Raw genomic sequence first — 6,021 nt, forward strand, 5'->3', positions numbered from 1 at the left:
GTGGGCGCCTGGCCGGGCTCGGGCGGGACGTTGAACTGGATACCCCCCGCACCTCCTCCCGCCTGGGCCAGTTTCACCTCCTGGCCCTTGTGCAGGTTCTGCAGCCAGCCCACCTTGGTTTCTGCGGGGGGGCGCTGGTTGGGGGTGGGGTTGCTCCAGGGCAGCTTGGCCGGGTTCACCGGGGTGCTGACGCGCACGGCGGGGTAGCGCTCGAAGTAGGCATCCAGCGCAGCCAGGGTGGTGGCACCGGGTGCCTGGCGCCATTGGCGGATCAGGCCGCGCAGTTCATTGGCCCGTTTGTCCAGCTCGGCCTGTGCCTGGTCGTGGCGGGCCAGGATCTCGGGGCTAACCTGCTGGGTCTGGAGTTGCCCGCGCAGCGCGGCAAAGTCGGCCAGCACGGCGTCGGTGTCGGCGTCGATGGCTGTGAGCAGTTCGCTGATCTGGATCTGGTCTGCCTGGTTGGCCTGTTCAGGGCTCGCCGCTGCCTTGGAAGCCTGTGCGCTGCCGGTGCTTCGCGCCTTGTTGAAGGCCACCGGGCGTTCGGTGCGGGCCTTGATGCCCTTGAGCAGTTCGTGCACGCGGCTGAGATTGCGGCTGGTGCGCTGGCTGGCGATGGCCCCTGCGGGCTGGGCGGCAAGGGCTTGCTCAACTTTTGCCTGCTCAATGCGCTGCTGCCATTGGGCCAGGCGTTGCATCTGGGCCTGTGCGGCGGGGGATGTGTTGCCGCCCCCCTCCTGGGCCAGTGCGCTCAGCGGCTGGATCGCCAAGAGCAGTTGGGCTGCGATCACGACGCCAGACACAGGGCGCAGTACGGGCCGCCATGCGTGCCGGGTGTTCAATGCTTCCATCTTTTACTCTCCCTCTCAACTTTGTTCTGTGCCCTGCGTTGCTCACAGGGGCTTGGATATAGGTTCCGTTGTGTTAGCAGGTTGTGGTGTTGCCTAAGGATCCACGGTGAAGTCCACACTCCCCAGGATCTGCTCGGCAGCGCCAGGCGTGGCAATCAGCTGCACGCGGATCAGGTCACCAGCACTACCCTGCACCTGCCAGTTGGTGTTGCCGTTGTTGGTCTCGCCCGGGTTGAGCGTGAGCGACTGGCTCCAGATCTGCTGGGTGGTGCCACGTGTGGTGTTGATGGCGCGCAGTTGCACCGGGATGTCCTTGCCCATGGCCCCCGTGTTGCGGATGGTGCGGCTGAGGGTCACGTTGGCCCCCGCCTTGGCGCGGCTTGGGTTGGCTGTGACGCTGCCGCTCAGGATCGGCGGGTTGACGATGATGCGGAAGGCATCGCGGTCCAGGTGCAGGACTTGGCCTTGCCACTCGGCGGTGAGGGTGACGTCGATGGTGTCGCCGTTTTGCCCCAGGGCCTGCCAGCCGTTGTCGCGGCGGTTGTTCTGGTAGCCAGGAATGGTGAGGTTGTCCCACAGGTTCTGCACGCTGGCGCCTGTGCGGCGGTTCACCCACAGCGAAGTCACCGGAATGTCCTTGATCTGCGCCGGGCAGTTGTTGAACACCGTGCGGCTGCCCACGATGTTGTCCTGCAAAGGCACCTGGCGGCTGGGCTGGTTGTTGACCTTGAAGTCCAACTCGCCGGTGATGCAGGCCCATTGCCTGCACAGTTGGCGCTCTGCCGCTTGCAGGGCCTGGGCGATTGCCAGGCGGGCAGCCACGGTGCTGGCGCTGCCCCCTGTGCTCAGGCTGCGCACGGCATCGGCGGCCGCTACCCATTGCACCAGGCTTTCTGCATGGCGGCCCTGGCCCACGAGCTGCGCTGCGTTGGAGGCTGCTGCACGGGCGGTGTTGGTGGCATTGGTGTCTGCAGAGCCTGAGGGCAGCAGCGCTGCCAGGGCCTGGCTGGCGTCGCTGGCAAGGTTGGGGGCGCTGCGCACAGTCACGCTGTGGGTGAGGGTCTGCACAGCCGCTGGCGCGTTGGAGCCTGCGGCCTGGCGGCGGGTTTCTATGCGAAGCGGCACGCTGTAGCTGCCCTCGGTGGGTGCGCTCACCAGCAAGACCACGGTGGCCGATGCCCCTGGCTGCAGGTTCAGCTCCCAGTCCACCACTGTCTGTCCATTGCCCAGCGGCACGGGCGCAGCAGGCGTGGGCACGGGCGCGGCGTTCAGGAACACCACGCCGCTGGGCACCAGCGCTTGCAGGCGAACGTTGATGGCCTCGGAACCGTTGTTGAGCAGGTCGGTTGCCAGCGTCTGCGGGGCATCCTGGGCCTGGGTATTGAACGCGGGCACGCTCAGGTAGCGCAGGCTGGAGCGCAGCACGGCAGCGAGCTGGCTGTCAGCACCGGCCTGGGGTTGGGCCAGCAGGGTTGCCAGGTTGAAGGCGAATGCCAGCCCCCGGCCCTTGCCCAGCTCGCGGCTGGCGACAGCCACGCTGCCACCGGTCAGGTTGCCTTGCACGGCAGCGCCCTGGACGCTGTAGCGCACGGGGGTGCCCAGCGTCGGCAGGCCGCCGATGTTGGAGAAGACCGTTCCGGCCAGGCTGGCCACGGGGTTCGCTTGTCCGCTGCTGCCTTGTGCGCTCACGCCCAGCACGCTGTGCAGGATGCTGTCACGGCTGGCGGGCATGCCGTCCAGGACCAGGCCTGCACCGCGTTCGGCGGCTTCGCGCAGTTCCTTCACGGCGGTGTCGCTGAGCTTGCCCGAGCCACCGCTGACCCAGTAGATGTTGTAGTTGCCGCAGCGCATCTCGGTCTCGAACTCGGCACGGCTGGTCACGACCCGGGTGCGCAGTCCTTGCTCGGCCAGGTAGGTGCGCAGCGCCTGGGCTTTGCTCTCGTCGCAGGACGGGCTTTGCGCCTGCCCGTCGTCGGCCGCATTGCAGCTGACCAGCACGAGGATGCGGGCATCGGAGCCGTTGCTGATCTGTGCCTGGACGTTGGCACTTGGGGCCGCAGTGGTGAAGCTGTCGGTGGCCAAGGTGGTGGTGGTGCCGCCCACGGTGGCTGCCCAGGTGGCTTCGTAGCTGGTGCCTGCGCTGCCGCTCGGGGTCCAGCCCTGGCTGCCCAGGAAGTTGCCTCCGGCGGAGAGCGTTTGTGGGTAGGACCATTGCTCCAGCACGGTGCTGCCCCCGGCTGCGCGGATGCTCAGGGTGAACTGCGCATCCACGCTGCGGGTGTTGGGGTTGCTTGCGCTGTAGCTCAGCTGAACGGTGCCGCCGCTGGGGACGTTCTTGGGCGATGCCGCCAGCGTGCCGGTCAGCGGGCGCAACGCGGCGCCCGCCGTGAGTTGCACGGTGGTTTGCGCAATGGGGGTTTCTGTGGTGCCACCAGAGAGGGCAATGGTGGCGGCCACGGGCAGCACGGCGCCCGCCGTTCCGGCGGCGGTCCAGTCCCAGGTGTAGGGCACCGAGGCGCTGACGGGCAGTTGCACGTTGGCCTGGGTGAAGGTGGCCAGCACGGCCCCGGTGTCGGGGTTCAAGACACGCACCCGCACCGTGGCGCCAGTGATGGCGGCATTGCCGTTGTTGGCAAGGCTCAGCTGCAGCTGGGTCACGCTTCCAATGGCAACGGTGGAGGGGGTGGCCTGCAACTGGCCTGTGAGGCCAACGCCGGTCTGCTGGGTGTCACCCACAGAGAAGCTGCTGGTGCTGGCCGAGAGCACAGCCCCCGTGGGGCCCGTGAGCTGCAGCTTGGCCTGGTACAGGCCTGGCACCAGAGAGGCTGCTGGCAGGCTGTAGGCGTACTGGCGCTGGCTGCGGGGGGTGGCCTGGGCAATGGCTTCAGCGCGGCTGAAGGCGGCTTGGCCATTGGGGGCGATCACCGTGGTGGTCAGCACGAGGTTCTCCTGCAGCTGGTTGGTGCTCAGGTTGGCCATGCGCGACTGGATCAGCACGGTGTTGGCTGTGCTGTATTGGCTGCGGTCGGTGCTGATGCGGGTGCTGTTGAGGCTGGAGGAGCCTGTTCCCGTACCGGCCTGCACCACAAAGGGAGCGATGGCGCTGCCATAGACCACGCCTTGCGGCGTGATCAGCTCAGCGCGGACCTGGTAGCTCCCGGCCAGGACGGCGGCAGCACTCCAGGGTGCTTGCGCCTGGCCGTTGGTGCCTGGCTGGATGCGGATGGCCGCGCCCAGGGGCAGGATGTCTGCAGCATTGCCTGCTGCGTCTTCAACGGTGAAGCGCACCAGTGCATCGCGGGCGAAGCTGCCGGTGTTGCGCACCGTCGCCGTGAAGCTGGCAGTGTCGGTTTCTGCATAGGCGGGCTTGTCGGTGGCCACTGCGATCTGCAGGCTGCTGGCGATCGCGCCCAGGTCGGCCGTCGCCACGTTGTTGCCTCGGTCGTAGTCAGGCAGGCTGTGTTTGCCGCTGCCGTCGTCGTCCACCACGATCCAGACGGTGCCTTGCGCGCTGAGCTGGCTCAGCGGCAGTGCGGGAGCCAGGGCCAGGTCTTCATAGGCGCCGCTGTCCAGCACGGTCTGCGTGGTGCCGCGTGCCACCAGGGCGGCTGCCGCTGGCTGGCCCAGGGCCGGGTTGGTGTTGTAGACCGCCACGGGGGTGCCCGCTGGCACCTTGTAGGAGCCCGCGTTGCCCACTCGCACGATGATGCGCGAGCCGGGCTGCGCGCCCATGTCCACCACGCGCACGTAGCTGGCCGTGATGTCTGCGATGGCCCGGGGGTCGGCGTCCATGCGGCGGTTCAGGCGGAAGGTGTTGTGGCTCTTCCAGCTGGGCACGGGGTTGCGCGGCACGCTCAGGTCGTCGTTGATGTTCGTGATGCTGTACGCGTGCTGGTTCCAGATGCTGCGCGTGGGCACCCAGCCTCCGTTGGCATCCTCAAATACCCGAACGCCGTAAGAAGCAGCATTACTCCCAGAAGCAGGATCGAGGCCATTCGATATCAGAACGACATCGGCATGACCATCCGCATCGACATCAGCCACCACGGGATACTCCGTCGTCGTGGATGAGCTGTTGGACTGATCCCACAAGACGGCGCCAGTTGGTCCATTGAACACCCGGAGTCGCTGCTCATCGGCGTACAGAACCTCGGCAACTCCATCACCATCAAAATCAAATACGGTCGAACCAGTAATCTGAGACGACCAGTCCTGGGAGAACTTGCTCCAGAGCATCGATCCATCGCCCCGAAATGCCGAGTAAGCAGAAGCGCCGGCGACTCCGATATCAGGTACTCCATCCCCATCCATGTCCGCAACGGTGGGCGGGCCACCACTTCCCCCGCCAGGGAGGCTGACCGTCCACCTCACCCGCCCATCGGCGTCAAGCATCGACAGCAGCCCCGCATAAACAATCGCAATCGAAGGCTTGCCGCTCTGATCAAAATCTCCGATGGCGGTGTAGCCGTCCATGGGCGCATGCCACAAGAGACTTCCGTCGGAAGCGTAGAGCGCACCACCCAAGAGCAGATTGGCTCCCGGGCCGCTCTGAATTTTTGCGATCACAGGAATGGAGTACCGACCTTGACGCTGGAACGAGCTTCCCACGTTGGCACCAATGGGCCTTAGCTTCGTGGAACCATCGCTGTTGAGCACGAGGCGTCCATAGGCGATTTCTGGTTCTCCATCTTCATCAATGTCTCCAATGAATGGGGAACCCCAGGGCACATATCCGTCGCTACCAGCAGCGACAGCAGATATCCACCACCTGGTACCGTTGTTGCGATACACGACAACGCGATAGTCACGCGTAGTTGCAATGATTTCTGGCTGCCCGTCGCCATCAAGGTCTGCGATAGCCAAACCACCTATGGCAGAAATGATGGGGTCGCTGATGGAAAGCAGGTGTTTTCCGGTCTGACCATTCACAACGCGTATGGTTGCTTCACCCTCGGAGAGGGTGTAACTCGTGAAAACGATTGCGGGCGCGTCAAGTCCATTGAGTTGGCCATCGCCATTGGTGTCAAGGACTCGTCCTATTACCGGAACCATCATCACTCGCCTATGTTCTGGAGTCGGGGAGTCGCTGCCATCCCAATGCCACTTGAGCTTGGGATTGAAAGCCCCTCCCTGAGGCACGAACAGCACATCCTGCGCACTGGAGCGCACGTTG

2 protein-coding genes and 2 pseudogenes are annotated in these 6,021 nt (G+C 65.5%); 1 reads left to right on the plus strand and 3 read right to left on the minus strand.

The window, feature by feature from the left end; all coding sequences use genetic code 11:
- From CBY09_RS23345 to CBY09_RS24340, 3 genes and pseudogenes are all read right to left on the minus strand, one after another.
- Window positions 1-848, minus strand: a pseudogene (locus CBY09_RS23345) (transglutaminase); the annotation flags it as partial.
- Window positions 849-941: 93 nt separating this feature from the next.
- Window positions 942-4,766 carry a hypothetical protein gene (locus CBY09_RS23350; protein WP_240515828.1) on the minus strand — a complete coding sequence of 1,275 codons (3,825 nt, stop codon included), beginning with the start codon at window positions 4,764-4,766 and terminating at the stop codon, window positions 942-944.
- A gap of 99 nt (window positions 4,767-4,865) precedes the next feature.
- Window positions 4,866-5,777: pseudogene (locus CBY09_RS24340) on the minus strand (FG-GAP repeat domain-containing protein); the annotation flags it as partial.
- Between CBY09_RS24340 and CBY09_RS23985 the strand changes: the two are divergent.
- Window positions 5,754-6,021, plus strand: a 268-nt coding sequence (locus CBY09_RS23985) for a hypothetical protein (RefSeq protein ID WP_205734209.1), incomplete at its 3' end; no start/stop codon positions are given. The pseudogene CBY09_RS24340 and the gene CBY09_RS23985 overlap by 24 nt on opposite strands.

This window comes from Acidovorax kalamii, from assembly GCF_002245625.1.
Classification (GTDB): domain Bacteria; phylum Pseudomonadota; class Gammaproteobacteria; order Burkholderiales; family Burkholderiaceae_C; genus Acidovorax; species Acidovorax kalamii.